This is a genomic window from Micromonospora sp. C28SCA-DRY-2, from assembly GCF_030519475.1.
Taxonomy (GTDB): domain Bacteria; phylum Actinomycetota; class Actinomycetes; order Mycobacteriales; family Micromonosporaceae; genus Micromonospora.
The window spans coordinates 340260-354044 of sequence record NZ_JAUMKD010000004.1; the positions used below are offsets into that span (position 1 = coordinate 340260).

At 75.1% G+C, this 13785-nt stretch carries 21 protein-coding genes and 1 pseudogene; 16 read left to right on the forward strand and 6 right to left on the reverse strand.

The window, feature by feature from the left end:
* The first annotated feature begins 47 nt into the window (after positions 1-47).
* From Q3W71_RS19170 to Q3W71_RS19190, 5 genes are all read left to right on the forward strand, one after another.
* Entirely contained in the window at positions 48-617 is a 570-nt protein-coding gene (locus Q3W71_RS19170; protein ID WP_302920715.1) for a DUF3263 domain-containing protein, read from the forward strand.
* Positions 618-915: 298 nt separating this feature from the next.
* On the forward strand, positions 916-1671 hold the full coding sequence (locus tag Q3W71_RS19175; RefSeq protein ID WP_302920716.1) for a hypothetical protein: 756 nt from the start codon (positions 916-918) through the stop codon (positions 1669-1671).
* Entirely contained in the window at positions 1668-2063 is a 396-nt protein-coding gene (locus tag Q3W71_RS19180; RefSeq protein WP_302920717.1) for a phage holin family protein, read from the forward strand. Before Q3W71_RS19175 ends, Q3W71_RS19180 begins: the two co-directional genes overlap by 4 nt.
* 22 nt (positions 2064-2085) lie before the next feature.
* Positions 2086-2841: a DUF3618 domain-containing protein gene (locus tag Q3W71_RS19185; protein WP_302920718.1), complete on the forward strand. Its 756-nt coding sequence runs from the start codon at positions 2086-2088 to the stop codon at positions 2839-2841.
* 31 nt (positions 2842-2872) lie between these two features.
* Positions 2873-3709, forward strand: coding sequence for a hypothetical protein (locus Q3W71_RS19190; RefSeq protein WP_302920719.1), 837 nt, complete (start codon positions 2873-2875; stop codon positions 3707-3709).
* Positions 3710-3773: 64 nt separating this feature from the next.
* Here the strand turns inward: Q3W71_RS19190 and Q3W71_RS19195 are convergent, their stop codons facing one another.
* The 3 genes from Q3W71_RS19195 to Q3W71_RS19205 all read right to left on the reverse strand — a co-directional run bounded on the left by Q3W71_RS19195 (position 3774) and on the right by Q3W71_RS19205 (position 6361).
* Positions 3774-4589, reverse strand: a complete 816-nt coding sequence (locus tag Q3W71_RS19195) for a MetQ/NlpA family ABC transporter substrate-binding protein (protein ID WP_302920720.1) — start codon at positions 4587-4589, stop codon at positions 3774-3776.
* Between the two features lie 135 nt (positions 4590-4724).
* A complete protein-coding gene (locus tag Q3W71_RS19200; RefSeq protein WP_197700385.1) occupies positions 4725-5324 on the reverse strand; it encodes a methionine ABC transporter permease in 600 nt (199 codons plus the stop codon).
* A gap of 53 nt (positions 5325-5377) precedes the next feature.
* Positions 5378-6361, reverse strand: coding sequence for a methionine ABC transporter ATP-binding protein (locus tag Q3W71_RS19205; RefSeq protein WP_302920721.1), 984 nt, complete (start codon positions 6359-6361; stop codon positions 5378-5380).
* A 203-nt stretch (positions 6362-6564) separates the two neighbouring features.
* Here Q3W71_RS19205 and Q3W71_RS19210 point away from each other — a divergent pair, with 203 nt between their 5' ends.
* From Q3W71_RS19210 to Q3W71_RS19260, 11 genes and pseudogenes are all read left to right on the forward strand, one after another.
* On the forward strand, positions 6565-7074 hold the full coding sequence (locus tag Q3W71_RS19210) for a GNAT family N-acetyltransferase (protein ID WP_302920722.1): 510 nt from the start codon (positions 6565-6567) through the stop codon (positions 7072-7074).
* 262 nt (positions 7075-7336) lie between these two features.
* The gene (locus Q3W71_RS19215; protein ID WP_302920723.1) at positions 7337-7798 is read left to right on the forward strand and encodes a hypothetical protein; all 462 of its coding nucleotides are present in this window, start codon (positions 7337-7339) and stop codon (positions 7796-7798) included.
* A gap of 2 nt (positions 7799-7800) precedes the next feature.
* Positions 7801-9078, forward strand: a complete 1278-nt coding sequence (locus tag Q3W71_RS19220; RefSeq protein WP_302920724.1) for an SRPBCC family protein — start codon at positions 7801-7803, stop codon at positions 9076-9078.
* Between the two features lie 38 nt (positions 9079-9116).
* Positions 9117-9287, forward strand: a pseudogene (gene gvpJ / locus Q3W71_RS31015) (gas vesicle protein GvpJ); the annotation flags it as partial.
* Between the two features lie 208 nt (positions 9288-9495).
* On the forward strand, positions 9496-10251 hold the full coding sequence (locus tag Q3W71_RS19230) for a GvpL/GvpF family gas vesicle protein (RefSeq protein WP_302920726.1): 756 nt from the start codon (positions 9496-9498) through the stop codon (positions 10249-10251).
* A 3-nt stretch (positions 10252-10254) separates the two neighbouring features.
* Positions 10255-10695 (forward strand): gas vesicle protein GvpG, encoded by a 441-nt coding sequence (locus tag Q3W71_RS19235; protein WP_302920727.1) that lies wholly within the window; start codon positions 10255-10257, stop codon positions 10693-10695.
* Positions 10658-11026 (forward strand): gas vesicle protein, encoded by a 369-nt coding sequence (locus Q3W71_RS19240; RefSeq protein ID WP_302920728.1) that lies wholly within the window; start codon positions 10658-10660, stop codon positions 11024-11026. The genes Q3W71_RS19235 and Q3W71_RS19240 overlap by 38 nt, the downstream gene beginning before the upstream one ends.
* A 1-nt stretch (position 11027) precedes the next feature.
* Positions 11028-11408, forward strand: coding sequence for a gas vesicle protein GvpJ (gene gvpJ, locus Q3W71_RS19245; protein ID WP_302920729.1), 381 nt, complete (start codon positions 11028-11030; stop codon positions 11406-11408).
* Positions 11392-12231, forward strand: coding sequence for a GvpL/GvpF family gas vesicle protein (locus Q3W71_RS19250; protein WP_302920730.1), 840 nt, complete (start codon positions 11392-11394; stop codon positions 12229-12231). The genes gvpJ (Q3W71_RS19245) and Q3W71_RS19250 overlap by 17 nt, the downstream gene beginning before the upstream one ends.
* A 40-nt stretch (positions 12232-12271) precedes the next feature.
* Positions 12272-12529: a gas vesicle protein gene (locus tag Q3W71_RS19255; RefSeq protein WP_302920731.1), complete on the forward strand. Its 258-nt coding sequence runs from the start codon at positions 12272-12274 to the stop codon at positions 12527-12529.
* On the forward strand, positions 12526-12924 hold the full coding sequence (locus Q3W71_RS19260; RefSeq protein ID WP_302920733.1) for a gas vesicle protein K: 399 nt from the start codon (positions 12526-12528) through the stop codon (positions 12922-12924). The genes Q3W71_RS19255 and Q3W71_RS19260 overlap by 4 nt, the downstream gene beginning before the upstream one ends.
* A gap of 34 nt (positions 12925-12958) precedes the next feature.
* On the opposite strand, the gene Q3W71_RS19265 is transcribed toward Q3W71_RS19260, so the two are convergent.
* The 3 genes from Q3W71_RS19265 to Q3W71_RS19275 are packed head-to-tail and all read right to left on the reverse strand — an operon-like array spanning position 12959 to position 13607.
* On the reverse strand, positions 12959-13204 hold the full coding sequence (locus tag Q3W71_RS19265) for a flavin reductase (RefSeq protein WP_302920735.1): 246 nt from the start codon (positions 13202-13204) through the stop codon (positions 12959-12961).
* A complete protein-coding gene (locus tag Q3W71_RS19270) occupies positions 13201-13434 on the reverse strand; it encodes a hypothetical protein (RefSeq protein ID WP_302920736.1) in 234 nt (77 codons plus the stop codon). The genes Q3W71_RS19265 and Q3W71_RS19270 overlap by 4 nt, the downstream gene beginning before the upstream one ends.
* On the reverse strand, positions 13431-13607 hold the full coding sequence (locus tag Q3W71_RS19275) for a hypothetical protein (RefSeq protein ID WP_302920737.1): 177 nt from the start codon (positions 13605-13607) through the stop codon (positions 13431-13433). The genes Q3W71_RS19270 and Q3W71_RS19275 overlap by 4 nt, the downstream gene beginning before the upstream one ends.
* Between the last annotated feature and the right edge of the window lie 178 nt (positions 13608-13785).

A 13785-nucleotide genomic window follows, 5' to 3' on the forward strand; every position in this document is an offset into this window, starting at 1 on the left:
CCGGTCGGCCCCGTCGCGCCGGCCGCCCGTCGCCAGCGAGGAGCGCCATGCAGCCCGCCGACGCCGCCCCGGCCAGCGAGACCGCCGCGGCCGGCCAGAGTGGGCGGACGGGCAGCTCCCGATCCGGCGTACCGACGCCGCGCCCGGCACCGGACCCGGAGGCCGCGCCGGTCCCGGAGGCCGCGCCGGTCCCGGAGGCCGCGCCGGTCCCGCCGCCGCGCACCGCCCCGGAGGCGGAGAGCGCGCCGGGTGCCGCGGCGCCCCGGGTGGAGCCGGCGACCGCTGGTCGGGAGGCGGGCGCCACCCCCGGGCCGCAGACCGCGCCCGGGGAGGCCACCGACGCACCGGATGTCGCGGACGCGGAACCGGCGCCGTCCGTCGGCCCCGCCGCGCTCACCGAGCGGGAGCGCGCCATCATCGCCTTCGAGCAGCAGTGGTGGCGGTACGCCGGGGCCAAGGAACAGGCCATCCGGGACACCTTCGGCCTCTCCGCCACCCGCTACTACCAACTGCTCAACGCGCTGCTCGACCACCCGGCCGCGCTGGCCGCCGAGCCCGTCCTGATCGGGCGGTTACGCCGGCTGCGTTCCTCCCGGGCCCGCAACCGCCGCCGCTGAGCCGTCGATCCACGCGGTTTCCGGGATGTCGCGGTGTCGACGACGCCGGGACACCCCGATATCCGGGAAACGGAGTGGATAACCCACGTGACGTGGACCGGTACGCCCGGGACACCGGGTACGCGCCTGCCGTCCGGTATCGGCGTGCCGGTCCGGATCCCGGCCGACCCGCCGGGCAGCCGGCGGAATGCCGGCGAGCCGCGCGGGTAGGCGGATGGCGTTCCGGGCCGCGAGTGTCGCGGCCGGTCCACGTTCCGGGGCGCTGTCGCCGCCCCGGGGCCGACGGAGGGAGCGGCTAATGACGGGGAACAACCCGAGCCGGCCACCGGACGGTGCCACCGGCGCCGGGCAGCACGCCCGGCAGCAGGCGTCGCGGGTCGGGCACCAGGCGGCCCAGGCCGGCGGGCAGATGGCCCACGCCGCGGCCGAACAGGGCGGCCACGTCGCCCACGAGGCCCGGCAGCAGATGCGAAACCTGACCGGAGAGACCAACACCCAGTTGCGCGGCCAGGCCCATGCGCAGAAGCAGCGGGCCGTGGAGGGCCTGCGCGGGTTCGGCCGCGAGCTCAACTCGATGGCCGAATGCAGCCAGGACTCCGGGATGGCCGCCCAGGCGGTCCGTCGGGCGGCCCGCGTCGCCGAGCAGGCGGCCGGCTGGATCGAGCACAACGAGCCGGCGGCGATGATGGACGACGTGCGGGCGTACGCCCGCCGGCATCCGGGCACGTTCCTGGCCGGCGCGGCAGTGGCCGGCCTGCTGTTCGGGCGGCTCACCCGGAGCCTGACCGGCGGCGGCGACGGCGGCCGGGGCGCGCCGACCGAGGCGCCACGACCGGGCGCGGCGGGTGTCCAGCCCGGTGAGACGCCGGCCGGACCGCAGCCGTACGACCGGACGGAAGCCGCGCCGTACGAGCGGGCGGAAGCCGCGCCGTACGAGCGGACGGTCGCCGCGCCGTACGAGGTCGAGGAGCCGTACGTCGGGGCGGCCCGGGTGCGCAACGCGACACCCCCCGGTCAGCCGCAGGCCGACATCCGCGGCGGGGTGGCGCCGTGAGCGCCCCGGAGAAGGAGCGGACCCAGGCGTCCGTCGGCGAGCTGCTCGGCGACGTGACCCGGGACCTCTCCACGCTGATGCGCCAGGAGGTCCAGCTGGCCAAGGCCGAGCTGCGCGAGGAGGCCACCCAGGCCGGCAAGGCCGGCGGCCTGCTCGGCGGCGCGGGGCTGGCCGGCTTCCTGGCCGTGCTGTTCGTCTCGTACGCGGTGTGGTGGGGTCTGTCCAACGTGATGGACCAGGGCTGGGCCGCGCTGCTCGTGGCGATCGCCTGGGCCGTGGTGGCGGGCATCCTGCTCGCCAACGGGCGGACCAGGCTGCGCCAGACGCGAGCGGTGCTGCCCCGCACCCAACAGACCGCCCGCCAGGTACCGAACGCGCTGCGCGGCCGGTGAGTCGACCGGAAGGGAGCAGACGATGTCCGATCCGGACCGGATCCGGTGGGAGATCGAGAACACCCGGAACGAGTTGAGCAGTGACATCGACGCGTTGGCCGATCGGGTCAACCCGCGACGAATGGCCGGTGAGCGTGTCGGGCAGGCCCGCGGCGCGCTGGGCCGGGTGAAGGAGAAGGTGATGGGTGCACAGTCGGACGGACACGGCGCCAGCCAGCGGATGTCCCAGGCGGCGGGCTCGGCCCGCCAGTTCGGGCAGCAGGGCCGGGAGCAGATGTCGCACGCGGCGGGCTCGGCCCGGCAGCTCGGGCAGCAGGGCCGGGAGCAGATGTCGCACGCGGCGGACTCGGCCCGGCAGCTCGGGCAGCAGGGCCGCGAGCAGATGTCGCACGCGGCCGACTCGGCCCGGCATCTCGGCCAGCAGGGCCGCGAACAGGCGCAGGGCAATCCACTGGCCGCCGGCCTGATCGCCTTTGGCGCCGGGCTGCTGGTCTCGTCGCTGATCCCGCCGAGCCGCACCGAGCGGCAGTGGGCCGGGCAGGCCCGGGGCAAGGTCAGCGAGCACTCGGACATGCTGCGCCAGCAGGCCAGCCAGGTGGGCCACCAGGTTCGCGACAACATGCGGCAGAACATGCGCGAGCCGGTGAAGCACGCGGCGGCGTCGGTGGGCTCCACGGCGATGCACGGCGCGTCCGCCGTCGGGCAGCAGGGCCGGTCGGCCGCCCACCAGGTGCAGGGGCAGGCGCATGAGGCCGCCGGCGACGTTCGCGGCCGCTGAGGCCACCCGGGTCGTCGGGGCGGCGCGGACGATGCGGGTACGTTCCGCGTCCGCGCCGCCCCCCGGCCGGCCGCTCAACGAGGACCTGGTCTTCCGGTTCGGGCCGCTGGTCGGGGTGCTGGACGGCGCGACCGTGCCGGAGGGCTTCGACACCGGCTGCGTGCACGGCCCGTCCTGGTACGTCCGGCACCTGGCCGCCCGGCTCGGGCTGGCCGAGGCGGCCCGGCCCACCGCGACCCTGATGAGCAACCTCGCGGCGGCGATCCTGGCCGTCCGGTCCGACCACGGCGACGAGTGCGACCTGGACCATCCGGGCACCCCGTCCAGCACCGTCTGCCTGCTGCGCGACGGTGGCGACCACGTCGACTACCTGGTGCTCTGCGACAGCCCGCTGGTGCTGGACGCGGGCGGCCGGGTGAGCGTCGTCTCCGACGAGCGGCTGGACGCCGCGATGGCCGAGCTGCGCGAGACAGTGGCCGCGGTGCCGGCCGGCTCGGCCGACCGGATCACCCGGTTCCGGCAGGCCGTCGCGGTGCAGCGGGAGCGGATGAACCGCACCCACGGCTACTGGGTGGCCGCCGCCGACCCGGACGCCGCGTTCCACGCGGTGGCCGGCACGCTGCCGCTGCGCGGCCCCGGGGCGGTACGCCGGGCGGTGCTGCTCAGCGACGGCGCGTCGGCGGTGGTGGAGCAGTTCGGGCTGCTGGACTGGGCGGGGCTGCTGGATTTGGTGACCGCCGAGGGCCCGGGCGCGCTGGTCGACCGGGTGCGGACGGCCGAGCGCGACCACCCGGACCGGCTGCGCCGGCACAAGCCGGCCGACGACGCCTCGGTGGTGCTCTGCGAGTTCGACACCGACGGTCCCTGACCGCCGCCCGGTACGGCGCGAGCCCGGCCCCCACGACGGGGACCGGGCTCGACGGACGTCCGGCTCAGTACGCGGCCAGCACCGAGCCCTGGTACTTCTCCGCGATGAACGCCTTCACCTCGGCGGAGTGCAGCAACTGCTCCAGCTTGACCACCCGCGGGTCGTCCTCGTCGCCGTCGCGGACCACCACCAGGTTCGCGTTCGGGTTGTTCTCGGCCTTCTCCAGCGCGAGCGCGTCGGTGGCCGGCTTCAGGCCGCTCTCGATCGCGTAGTTGCCGTTGATCACCGAGGCGTCGGTGTCGTCCAGGCTGCGCGGCAGCTGCGCCGCCTCCAGCTCCTTGAACTGGAGCCGCTTCGGGTTGTCGGCGATGTCCCGCTCGGTCGCGGCGACGCCGGCACCGTCCTTCAGGCTGATCACGCCGTGCTGGGCGAGCAGGTTGAGCGCCCGGCCCGAGTTGGTCGGGTCGTTGGGGATCGCCACGACCGCCCCGGCCGGCAGGTCGGCGAGGCTCTTCACCTTCTTCGAGTAGAGGCCCAGGGGCTCGATGTGCACCGGCTTCAGCGCGGTGAACGCGTACCCCTTGGACTTCTTCTCGGTCTCCAGGTAGGGCACCGTCTGGAAGTAGTTGGCGTCGAGCTGCTTCTCCTGCAGCGCGCGGTTCGGCTGGACGTAGTCGGTGAACTCGACGATCTCCAGCTTCAGCCCGGCCTGCTCGGCGAGGTTGTCCTTGATGTAGGTGAGGATCTCCCCGTGCGGGACGGGGCTGACGCCGACCTTCAGCGGTGCGTTCGGGTCGCTCGCGTCGCCGCCGTCGGCCCCGCACGCGGCGAGGCCCAGGGCGAGCGCGGCCGCGGCGAGGGTTGCGGTGATGCGTCGCACGGTTTTGCCTTTCGTCGGATCTGACCGGCCCGCCGGTTTCGGGGGCGGCGCCGGGTGGTCGGGTCGGCCGCGCCGGTGGGCGCGGGCCGGGTCCGGCCGGCCGGGTGGGCCTGCGCCGGGTTCACTCGTCCGGGGTCACCGGTGGGAGAGTCTTCGGGTGATCACGTCGCCGACCACCTGGACCAGCTGGACGAAGGCGACCAGCAGCACCACGGTGGCGATCATGACGTCGTTCTCGAACCGCTGGTAGCCGTAGCGCAGGGCCAGGTCGCCCAGGCCGCCGCCGCCGATCACGCCGGCCATCGCCGAGTAGCCGATCAGCGCCACCACGGTGAGGGTGAAGCCGGCGACCAGGCCGGGTCGGGCCTCGCGGAGCAGCACCTTGCCGACGATCTGCCGGCGGTTCGCGCCCATCGCCCGGGCCGCCGCGATGACGTCCCGGTCCACCTCCCGCAGCGCTGTCTCCACGATCCGGGCGTAGAACGGGATGGCGCTCACCGTCAGCGGCACGATGGCGGCGGTGGTGCCGATGGTGGTGCCGACCACCGCCCGGGTGACCGGGATGATCGCCACCAGCAGGATGATGAACGGCAGCGAGCGGCCGACGTTGACGACCAGCCCGAGCAGCGCGTTCACCGGCCGGGCGGGCAGCAGGCCGTCGCGTCCGGTGAGCACCAGCAGGACGCCGACCAGCAGCCCGCCCAGCGCCGAGAGCAGCGCCGCCACGGCGACCATGTACGCGGTCTCGCGCAGCCCCTGGGTGAGCAGCGGCACGAGGTCGTCGGCGATCACGCGGCCACCTCCACGGCGAGACCGGCGGCGCGCAGGTGGGCCACCGCCGGGGCGGTCCGCTCGGCGTCGCCCGGCAGGGCCAGCCGCAGCCGGCCGGCGCGCCCGCCGGCGAGCTGCTCGACGGTGCCGCCGAGGATCCGGGCGTCGAGGTCGAAGCGGCGGGTCAGCTCGGCGACGAAGGCGGTGTCCGCGTCCGGGCCGGCCACCGTGACGTCGACGACGGTGCTGCCGGGCAGCGTCGGGGGCGTCCCGAGCGGGAAGACCTCGGCGGCGAGTTCCGAGCCGGGCCGGGCGATCAGCTCGGTGACCCGGCCGGACTCGGTGAGCCGGCCGTCGCGCATCACCGCCGCCGAGTCGCAGAGCCGCTTCACCACGTCCATCTCGTGGGTGATCAGCAGGATGGTCAGCCCGAGCCGCTGGTTGAGGTCGCGGAGCAGGCCGAGGATCGAGCGGGTGGTCTCCGGGTCGAGCGCCGAGGTGGCCTCGTCGCAGAGCAGCACCTTCGGCCGCCCGGCCAACGCCCGGGCGATCCCGACCCGCTGCTTCTGCCCGCCGGAGAGCTGGGCCGGGTAGGCGTCGGCCCGGTCGGTGAGCCCCACCAGGTCGAGCAGTTCCGCGACCCGCCGTGCCCGCTCCCGGCGGGGCACGCCCATCACCTCCAGGGCGAAGGCCACGTTGCCGGCGGCGGTGCGGGAGCCGAGCAGGGCGAAGTGCTGGTGGACCATGCCGATCCGCTGCCGGGCGGCGCGCAGCCGGTCGCCGCCGAGCGCGGTCAGCTCCACCCCGTCGACCGTGACGGTGCCCTCGTCCGGGCGCTCCAGCAGGTTGACGCAGCGCAGCAGGGTGCTCTTGCCGGCACCGCTGCGCCCCACCACGCCGAACACCTCGCCGGGGCGTACCGAGAGGCTGACCCCGTCGACGGCGACCACGGACCGCCCCCGACCGCGGTAGGTGCGGCGCAGCCCGTCGAGCTCGATCACAGCTGATCCCCTCGTCGCCTCGCGGCGGGAGCGTCGCTCCCGGATTGTCTACCAGCCGAGTAGGTTAATCCGCAGAACGGCTTTTGACAGCGGAGCGTGAGGTGGAACACCATCCGGCCCGACCGGCCGATACCCTCCGCCAACCCGGCAGTCGGTGCCGAACGGGGTGGACTTGGGCCGGTAGGGGCGGCAGACTGCGGCACGTGGCGGGAACGGTCCGGCTGGAGCCGGTGGACGAGCGAAACCTTGAGCCGTTGCTCTCCGTAGCGGCGGCCGAGGCGGAGCCCGGGGACGTCATGCCGCCGGTGGAGGCGCCGGCGGGGTGGTCGCACGCCCGCCGGGAGGCGTTCCGCGAGTTCCACCGGGCCAGCTTCGGCGGGCTGGCCGGCCCCACCCGCACCCAGATGTACGCGATCCTGGCCGGCGGCGAGGTGGTCGGCATGATCCGGATGGCCCGCCGCGACGAGCCGGGCACCGTCGAGACCGGGATGTGGCTGGGCCGGTCCGCGCGCGGCCAGGGGGTGGGTGCGGCGGCGCTGCGGGAACTGCTGAACGAGGCGGCGGCCGCCGGTATGCGACTCGTCGTCGCGGAGACCACCCGGGACAATTCCGGGGCGATCGCGGTGCTCGAAAAATGCGGCGCGAAATTGCGCGAGGACGGCGATCGGGTGCACGCCGAGATATGCCTCGATTCGACGCCGCCGACATTCTGATTCCGCTTTTTTCAGTTGCTGCCGCTCTGAGGTCTGCGCTGCTCGTACGGGCATCTCTGTCCGGATTGCCGGTTTGGTGAATAGGTCGTCCGCAGGCCCGGCGCACGGGTCGTGAATGTTTTGCGGATTGGTCACCGGGTACTGCCCGCCGGGTCCGCTAAATGGGGCACCTGATTTGCGGCCCGGCTCGTGCTGTTTCCCCGGTGGCCAATTCGGCCGCTGTCGGTCAGGTGTCTCCGCGCCGGGGAGCGAAGGAGAGTTGATGAACAGCGGAGCACGAATCGGGATGGCGGTCGGCTTCGGCTACCTGCTGGGTCGCCGCCGTAAGTTGCGTACCGCGCTGACCCTGGCCGCCGCGGTGGCGATCGGCCGCGCCAGCCGGGATCCGGGCGGGCTGCTGGGCCGAGCCGGCGGCCTGTTGCAGTCGTCCCCCCACCTGAGCAACCTCAGCCACCTCGGCAAGCCGCTCGCCTCGGCGGGCAAGGCGGCGGCGACCGCCGCCGCCAGCAGCGGCATCGACGCGGTCAGCGGCAAGCTGCGCGGCTCGGCCGACGCGCTGCGCCGCCGGGCCGCCGGCCAGTCCGACGGCGGCGGCCGGCCCGACGACACCGACCAGCCCGACACCGACCAGCCCGACACCGGCCAGGCCGACGCCGGCCAGCCCGACACCGACGAGGACCAGCCGCAGCGGGAGACCGCCCGGTCCGGTCGACGGGGGCGGTGAACATGGTCGAGACGAATCCGGGCGGCCTCGCCGGCAAGGTGCGCGGCCAGCTCGTGGACGACGTCAGGGACCTGGCGAGCGCCATCGGCGAGCGCGCGGTCGCCGCGGTCACCGAGCGGGTGACCGGCGCGACGGGCCGGCTCGGCGAGTACGCGAAGCAGGGCGGCGGGCCGGGCCTGATCGCCGCCGCCACCGGTGCGCAGAAGCTGGCCGAGGGCAGCTCACCGGCGAAGGCGATGTTCCATGCCGGGCTGGCCGGCGGTAAGGAGAAGCTGATGTCGGCCATCGGCCGAGGGGGCAAGGGTGGCCGCAAGCAGAAGGTCACCAACATCGTGGAGACGATCGAGGTCGGTGTGCCGGTCCGGGTCGCCTACAACCAGTGGACCCAGTTCGGCGACTTCCCGAGCTTCATGAAGAAGGTCGAGAACGTCGACACCGAATCGGACGAGAAGCTCACCTGGAAGGCGCAGGTCTTCTGGTCGCACCGGACCTGGGAGTCCACCATCGTCCGGCAGATCCCGGACAAGCTGATCCACTGGCGCTCCAAGGGCGAGAAGGGATCGGTGGACGGCACGGTCAGCTTCCACGAGCTGACCCCGGACCTGACCCGCATCCTGGTCGTGCTGGAGTACCACCCGCAGGGCCTCTTCGAGCACACCGGGAACCTGTGGCGGGCCCAGGGCCGCCGGGCCCGGCTGGAGCTGAAGCACTTCGTCCGGCACGTGATGACGCAGACCGTCCTCGACCCGGACGCGGTGCAGGGCTGGCGCGGCGAGATCCAGGACTCGCAGGTGGTCAAGGACCACGAGACCGCCCTCCGCGAGGAGCGGGAGCGGCGCGAGGAGCGGGAGCGGCGCGAGGAGCAGGGGCGGCGCGAGGAGCGGGAGCGGCCCGACCGGGAGCCGCGCGGGCGGCGCGGCCGCCCCGAGGCGGAACCCGAGGCGGCCGAGGAGGAGCCGGAGGAGGCCGAGGAGGAGCCGGGCGGGGAGCGGCCCTCGCCGCGCGCCCGCCGCCGCCCGCCCGCGCGCCGTCGTCCGCCCGCCGAGGAGGAGTACGACGAGTACGAGGACGAGTACGACGACGAGTACGAGTCCTACCGGGAGGGCGAGCTGGACGAGGCGCCGGAGGAGCAGCCCGCGCCGCGCCGCCGCGCGCCCGAGCGGCCCCGCCGGGAGGAGCCGCGGGAGGAGACGCCCCGCCGTCGTCCGGCCGCGCGCCGGGCCCCGGAGGCACCGCGCCGGCCGGTGGTGCGCCGTCGTCGGGAGGAGCGGGACGAGTGACCGTCGCGACAACAGGAGGAGACCAGGCCGGCGGCGCGCTGGAGCGCGGTGGCGGCAGCCTCGCCGACGTGGTGGAAACCGTGCTGGACAAGGGCGTGGTGATCGACGCGCAGGTGTCGGTCGCCGTGGTCGGCATCCAGCTGCTGGAGATCAACGCCCGGATCGTCATCGCCAGCGTCGAGACGTACCTGCGTTTCGCCGAGGCGGTGGACCGGTTCGACATCACCCCGAAGAACCAGAAGGGCCTGCCCGACCTGGTCGAGGGCGCCTCGGGCGCGGTCGGCAAGGGCAAGGCCATGTCCGGCCTCGGCAAGGCGGCCAAGGAGATCAGCGGGGCGGTCGTCGACTCGCTGGGCGACCGGGACACCGACCGGGACCGGGAGCGCCCCCGCCGGCGCCGGGACAAGGAGCGCTGAGATGGCCGAGGAGACCGGACTGTTCATCTACGGCATCGTGCCCGCCGACGTGGAACCCACCGCGGACGCGATCGGGGTGGGCGAGCCACCGGGGGAGGTGACAGCGGTCCGGCACGGGGAGCTGGCCGCGCTGGTCAGCGAGGTGCCGCTGGAGGGTCCGTTGGGCCGTCCGGCGGACCTGACCGCGTACCAGGAGCTGCTGGACGGGACCGCGGCGGTGGCGCCGGTGCTGCCGGTGCGGTTCGGCACGGTGGTGACCGGGGCGGACGCGGTGGCCGACCTGCTGGAGGCGCACCAGGACAGGTTCGCCGCCGCCCTCGACGAGTTCGAGGGCCGGATCCAGTACATCGTGCACGGCCGTTACGAGGAACCGGCGCTGATCGGCGACGTGCTGGCCGAGAACCCGGCCGCCGCCGAGCTGGCCGACCAGGTGCGCGGGCAGCCGGCCGAGGCCACCCGGCCGCAGCGCATCCGGCTCGGCGAGATGATCAGCCAGGCGGTGGAGCTGCGCCGGGAGGCGGAGAACCGGCAGCTCATCGAGGAGCTCGGCGGGCTCGCGGTGGCCACCGCACCCCGGGTGCCGAGCAACGAACTGGACGCGGGCAGCGCCGCGTTCCTGGTCGACCGGGACCGCGAGGACGAGTTCGTGGACGCGGTCGAGGCGTACGCCGAGCAGCGCCGCGAGCTGATCCGGACCCGGCTGCTGGGCCCGCTGGCACCGTACGACTTCGTCAGCGCGCACCAGCTGGTGGAGTGACCGGTGGACATCCTCTGGGCGTTGCTGACCCTGCCGTACGCGCCGGTGCGCGGGCTGACCGCGGTGGTCAAGGTGATCGCCCGGGAGGCGGAGGCGCAGCGGTACAGCCCGACCAGCATCCGGCGCGAGCTGGAGGAGCTGGACGAGGCGGCCGCGGCCGGCGACATCACGCCGGAGGAGCGGGACCGGGGCCAGCAGGAGGTGCTGGACCGGCTGACCGGCACCGCCGGGCGGCGGCCGGCCCCGGGCGGCGAGGCGGAGACCGGCGGCGCCCGCGGCCGCCCCGCCGCCCGGCGCGGCCGGCAGCCGGTGCGGCGCGGCAACGGGCGGGCCCGGCCGGTGGTGGAACGGGCGCGGCGCGCCGGACCGGGCGCGCCGCGCGATGGCGGCGAGGGAGGTGAGCGCGGTGGCGGAGTTGAGCCGCGGCGGCGGCCGGGCCGGTAGGAACGAGCCGGCCGAGCAGCCGTACGACGAGGACGAGTACGACGAGTACGACGACGAGGAGGAGTACGTCGAGCCGATCTCGGCGGCCGAGGCGGCCCGGGAGGGACTCCGGCAGGTCGTCGAGTTGACCGGCCGGGACGCGGTGGGGACCACCTCGCTGAAGTCCGTCCGGGACGGCTGGCTGGTCGGGGTGGAGGTGGTCGAGGACCACCGGATCCCCGCCTCCACCGACCTGCTCGGCCTGTACGAGGTGGAACTCGACCTGGAGGGCGGCCTGCTCGGCTACCGGCGGGTGCGGCGCTACCAGCGCGGAAAGGGCGAGGTGGGCTGAGATGAGCATGCAACCCCCGTCCGTGGTGCAGAACTCGGGGCAGGTGCTGCCCGCCGGCCACGAGCCGGCCAACCTGGGCGACATCCTGGAACGGGTGCTGGACCGGGGCATCGTGATCGCCGGCGACATCCGGGTCAGCCTGCTCGACATCGAGCTGCTCACCCTCAAGCTGCGGCTGGTGATCGCCTCGGTCGACACCGCCCGGCAGATCGGCATCGACTGGTGGGAGCACGATCCCTGGCTCAGTTCGCGGGCCCGACCGCCGGTGGAGCCGGGCCCCCGGGATCCGGAGCAGGTCGAGGCGGAACGCCGGCCCCGGGTCGCCGCGCGGGCCGAGCGGCGCGCCGCGCGGAGGGAGGAGTGGGATGAGTTCGACGCTTGACCGGGTGGCCGGCGCGGACCGGCCCGAGGCGGGCACCGGCGTCTGGCTGCACGGCGTGGTCCGGGACGTCGAGCCGGCGGTGCTCGCCGCCATCCCGGGGATGACCGGCGCGCCGGTCCGCGCGGTGCGCGCGGCCGGGCTGGTGGCCGTGGTCAGCGCCGCCCCGCTGGCCGAGTACGGCGAGCAGGCGCTGCGCCGCAACCTGGAGGACCTGGCCTGGCTGGAACGGGCCGCGCGGGCGCACCACGCGGTGGTCGACGCGCTGGCCCGCCGGGGGCCGGTGGTGCCCGCGCGGCTGGCCACCGTGCACCACGACGACGCCCGGGTGGCCGGCCAGCTGACCGGCCGGCAGGCCGAGCTGACCGGCCTGCTGGACCGGCTCACCGGTCGCGGCGAGTGGGGCGTCAAGGGGTACCAGGTGCCGGGCGCGCTGCCCCGGGCGAGCGAGGACGCCGGCGCGGGCGGCGCCGGGGCGGCGTACCTGCGCCGGCGGCGGGCCCAGCTGACCGCCCGCGAGCAGGGGCAACGGATCGCCGCCGAGGCCGCGGCGGCGGTGCACGACACGCTGGCCGGGTACGCGGTCGCCGCCCGCCGGCACGCCCCGCAGGACCGCCGGCTCTCCGGCGCGCCCACCCCGATGGTGCTCAACGGCGCGTACCTGGTGGAGAGCGCGCGGCTGCCGGGCTTCACCGCCCTGGTCGCCGCGCTCGGTGAGCGGCACCCGGAGCTGCGGCTGGAGCTGACCGGCCCGTGGCCGCCGTACTCCTTCGCGGAGGAGCGCCCGGCCGGCCCGGCGCTGACCGTCCGGGAGCCGGCATGCTGACCGGACCGGGCACCCGGTCCGACGCGGCCCGGGGGCGGGCATGGTGACCACCGCGCTCGCGCCGAACAGCGCCGACGACCCGCTGGCCTACCGGCCGGTGGCCCTGGTCGACCTGCTCGACCGGGTGCTCGCCACCGGCGTGGTGATCAGCGGCGACATCACCATCGCGATCGCCGACGTGGACCTGGTCCGGGTCTCGCTGCGCGCGCTGGTCGCCTCGGTCGGCGCGCTCGCCCCGCCCGAGCTGCGCGACGCGGTGGCGAGCGAGGGCACCGGACCGGCCGCGGAGGCGCCATGACCGGCGGCGAGGACGCCGGTCGCGGCCTGGCCCGCCGGGCCGCCGGCAGCCGGGACGAGGCGGCCGAGCTGGCCGCGGCGCTCGGCGAGCCGCAGTGGCAGCAACCCCGGGTCAAACCACTGGACCGCCGGCTCGCGGTGGACCGGGACTCCGTCGAGCGGGGACTGGCCAGCCTGGTGCTCACCGTGATCGAGCTGCTCCGGCAGCTGGTGGAACGCCAGGCGCTGCGCCGGGTCGACCTCGGCGACCTCACCGAGGAGCAGGTCGAGCGGATGGGCGTGACGTTGATGGCGCTGGAGGAGCAGATGGCCGAGCTGCGCGAGTACTTCGGGCTGGCCCCGGAGGACCTCAACCTCGACCTCGGCCCGCTCGGCCCGCTGCTGCCCACCGACTGACCGGCCCCGCCACCCGGTACGCCCGGATGGCGGGCTACCGGGCGCGCGCCCAGCCGGTGAAGCGCTCCGACAGGTCGACCGGCCGCGCGTACCGGTCGAGCGCGGCGAGTTGGCCGGCGGCCTCGGCCTGGAGCGTGGCCAGGTAGACCAGCAGGGCGGCCCGGTCGTGCCGGTATTCGCCGAGCAGGCGCAGCTTCGCCGGTGAGCAGGGCCAGGCGATGCCGCAGGCGGCGCAGCGCCAGGTGGGGCGGGACGGCAGGTGTTCGGCGCGGCGGCTCACCCCGCCGTCACCTCGACCTCCGTCACCCGGTCCACCCGGACGAACGCGTACCGCTCGCGGACGGCGATCGAGCCGTCCGGGCGGACCTCGCGGCCCTTCAGCTCGGCCCACTCCGCGCCCTCGACGGGGCCGCGGCTGATGACCTCGGAGATGTGCAAGGTCAGCGGACCGCTGCCGAACCGGTACGCGTCCTCGGGCACCCGGATGACGTGGCCGACGATCAGGCTCACCAGCGCCCTCCGTTCGCGCGCCACCGCTGGCCCCGGGTGAGGTTCCCGGCCCGGCCCGGGTCGGTGGTCGGGAAGACCTGCGTCGGCTGGGTCGCCCAGGTCGGCCGCTCGTTCGGCGGCACCTGGCGGGGGAGTCGCTGGGTGGGCTTGCGGCGCCAGAACCGGATTCGCACCGGGAACCTCCTTCACGGGTGTGGAGGGGCCGCCCCGGGCGTCGGCCGGGGCGGCCCGCGACTGGCGCGACCACCGGGCCTCGGGTCGCCTCCACCGGCCGCGCCGTCGTACGCCAACACTCGCAACCGTTGTGGTCCGATCACACTGCGTTGCAGTATGGCTTCGATACGTTCAGGA

What these genes read in the sequence shown, in the direction of transcription:
- Q3W71_RS19170 (WP_302920715.1), top strand. Translation starts at nt 48, where the DNA reads ATGCAGCCCGCCGACGCCGCCCCGGCCAGCGAGACCGCCGCGGCCGGC.
- Q3W71_RS19175 (WP_302920716.1), top strand. Translation starts at nt 916, where the DNA reads ATGACGGGGAACAACCCGAGCCGGCCACCGGACGGTGCCACCGGCGCC.
- Q3W71_RS19185 (WP_302920718.1), top strand. Translation starts at nt 2,086, where the DNA reads ATGTCCGATCCGGACCGGATCCGGTGGGAGATCGAGAACACCCGGAAC.
- Q3W71_RS19190 (WP_302920719.1), top strand. Translation starts at nt 2,873, where the DNA reads ATGCGGGTACGTTCCGCGTCCGCGCCGCCCCCCGGCCGGCCGCTCAAC.
- Q3W71_RS19200 (WP_197700385.1), bottom strand. Translation starts at nt 5,324, where the DNA reads ATGGTCGCCGTGGCGGCGCTGCTCTCGGCGCTGGGCGGGCTGCTGGTC.
- Q3W71_RS19215 (WP_302920723.1), top strand. Translation starts at nt 7,337, where the DNA reads ATGAACAGCGGAGCACGAATCGGGATGGCGGTCGGCTTCGGCTACCTG.
- Q3W71_RS19220 (WP_302920724.1), top strand. Translation starts at nt 7,801, where the DNA reads ATGGTCGAGACGAATCCGGGCGGCCTCGCCGGCAAGGTGCGCGGCCAG.
- Q3W71_RS19230 (WP_302920726.1), top strand. Translation starts at nt 9,496, where the DNA reads ATGGCCGAGGAGACCGGACTGTTCATCTACGGCATCGTGCCCGCCGAC.
- gvpJ (WP_302920729.1), top strand. Translation starts at nt 11,028, where the DNA reads ATGAGCATGCAACCCCCGTCCGTGGTGCAGAACTCGGGGCAGGTGCTG.
- Q3W71_RS19250 (WP_302920730.1), top strand. Translation starts at nt 11,392, where the DNA reads ATGAGTTCGACGCTTGACCGGGTGGCCGGCGCGGACCGGCCCGAGGCG.
- Q3W71_RS19255 (WP_302920731.1), top strand. Translation starts at nt 12,272, where the DNA reads ATGGTGACCACCGCGCTCGCGCCGAACAGCGCCGACGACCCGCTGGCC.
- Q3W71_RS19260 (WP_302920733.1), top strand. Translation starts at nt 12,526, where the DNA reads ATGACCGGCGGCGAGGACGCCGGTCGCGGCCTGGCCCGCCGGGCCGCC.